The 1,990-nt window shown below is 56.3% G+C and carries 2 protein-coding genes and 1 pseudogene; 1 reads left to right on the top strand and 2 read right to left on the bottom strand.

The features are described from left to right. A partial coding sequence (locus P7F28_RS06145; protein ID WP_277183602.1) for an NAD(P)-dependent oxidoreductase occupies positions 1-314 on the bottom strand: 314 nt, incomplete at its 3' end. A 205-nt stretch (positions 315-519) separates the two neighbouring features. On the opposite strand from P7F28_RS06145, the gene P7F28_RS06140 reads away from it, so the two are divergent. Beyond that, positions 520-1,428, top strand: coding sequence for a LysR family transcriptional regulator (locus P7F28_RS06140; protein ID WP_277183601.1), 909 nt, complete (start codon positions 520-522; stop codon positions 1,426-1,428). A gap of 362 nt (positions 1,429-1,790) precedes the next feature. Here the strand turns inward: P7F28_RS06140 and P7F28_RS06135 are convergent. Continuing rightward, positions 1,791-1,990: pseudogene (locus P7F28_RS06135) on the bottom strand (arabinose transporter); the annotation flags it as partial.

Below are 1,990 nucleotides of genomic sequence, written 5' to 3'. Positions count from 1 at the left end.
TCGCAGACGTTCACAAAGCCCATGACGTTGGTTGCATAGAATTCCTTCTGCCTGTGCAGCGAAGGCTCCAGACCCAGCAACGCGGCGCCGTGGACGATAGACTCTATTCCCTCGTTGCGGCAGATCTCCAACAGACGATCATAGTCGCCAATTCGACCAAGTCTGAAAGTCTCAAATCCAGCAGGGGACAAACTAAGGAGGTCCGGCTGAGGCGGCGCCAAGTCGAAGTTGAACGCCCTATGCCCGCGCGATTCAAGGGCGGCGATAACGTACGATCCGAGGAAGCCCGAGCCTCCGGTCACGAGGATGTTCATGTTTCGCCGCTTCCTTGAGAGACATAGCCAATGTATCGGCCCGTAAAATCCGAATAACAATGTACGATACTTTGAGAAAAGTTTCAACGCTGCCAGCTTCTCGATAGGAAGGTCCGCCGCATGAACCGCAATGGTCGCAAGCGTCCGTTAGGATGCGCCACCAGAGTGTAGATACCAGATAACAGACTGAAGGAATGTTCAGGAAATGCAGATCAACCGCGCCGATGTAGCAGATCTCATTTACTTCCTCGCGATTGCACGCCATAAAAGCTTCAGTCGCGCTGCAATTGAGCTTGGGGTAACTACTTCAACCCTCAGTCATGCTCTGAAGGGCCTTGAGAATCGCCTTGGAGTTCGACTCCTGAACCGAACAACGAAGAGCGTCACCCTGACGGGCGCAGGCGAGGCCTTGGCGGCTTCGGTCGAGACACCCTTCGAGGCTATCGACGTCGCGCTGGAGACGCTGAATCGGTTTCGTGATGCGCCCGCTGGTCGTATCCGGCTCAATGTCGCCGTCGAAGCCTCGACCTTACTGCTCGCACCGATAGTTCCCGAGTTCGTTGAGCGGTACCCGGATGTGGAACTCGACATCGTTGCAAGCAACCGCATGGTGAATGTGACCGAGGGTGGCTTTGACGCAGGAATTCGATATGGGGGCACCGTCCCCGAGGATATGATTGCCCAGCGACTTTCCACGAACATTCGATGGGTCGTTGCAGGATCGCCGACATACCTCGATCGATTTGGCACTCCCGTTCATCCAAATGAGCTTCTTCATCATCGCTGTGTTAGCAACCGTTTGGGAGATGACCGCGTTTATCGTTGGGAGTTTGAGCAAGGTGACGAGAAGATCGCCTTATTGGTTCCATCCTCGGTTACGGTTGACCAAGCTGAAACAGGACTAGTTGCCGTACTAGGTGGCGTAGGTCTCATGTACTTTCCTGAACCCTTAGTCACGCCGTACGTCAGCGACGGGCGGCTGCGGCTCGTGCTAACTGATTGGGCACCCCCCGGGCCCGGCTTTCATATCTACTATTCCAGCCGGCGTCAAATGCCGACGGGGTTGCGCCTTCTGATCGATCTAGTGCGAGAGATTCAGCCCTTGGGACTATGACAGCAACGCAACCTCAACAGTCAAGACGGTCGCGCAATCTGAGAGTCCGTAGGACCGTAGCGGTAAGCGGGCGGGAAGGCGTGCGTGCGCCGACAGTTAGATGCTGGAAATCTCCGGCGCATTTCGCAGGTGTCTACCAGCGCAAGATTGGCAGTCGCTAGGACGTCGCTATGCGCAACTAGACGGTGATTGCGGTCCGTTGCTCGCCACGAGAGTCGAGTTCACTGTCGGAGGGTCCTATCGCGGGTGAGGTGTCGAAACACCGGCGTCCTCAGGCTCGGCGGCTCGGCCAGTTTGTCAACATTCAACAGGCTCCGCGACCGGCTTTCCGGAAAGCTCATCTCCAACCCATACCTGCGAGATCACTGCGATTTATGGGACGCGTGAAGTCGGACCGCGATTGGAATAGCGCAAAGAGCGAGAGTCGCCGCGATAAGAAAGATTGGACCGAGTCCTGTCAGGTTGGCGACCAAACCAAGAACAGGTGCGAATATGCCGAGCGCCACATCGATAAAGGCGGTGTAGATACCCATAGCGAGGCCTCGTGCATCCGTGGGGGCGC

Source organism: Caballeronia sp. BR00000012568055, from assembly GCF_029439455.1.
Lineage (GTDB): Bacteria > Pseudomonadota > Gammaproteobacteria > Burkholderiales > Burkholderiaceae > Caballeronia.
The sequence above is the reverse complement of the archived record's forward strand: the minus strand, read 5'-3'. Positions and strand labels throughout refer to the sequence as shown.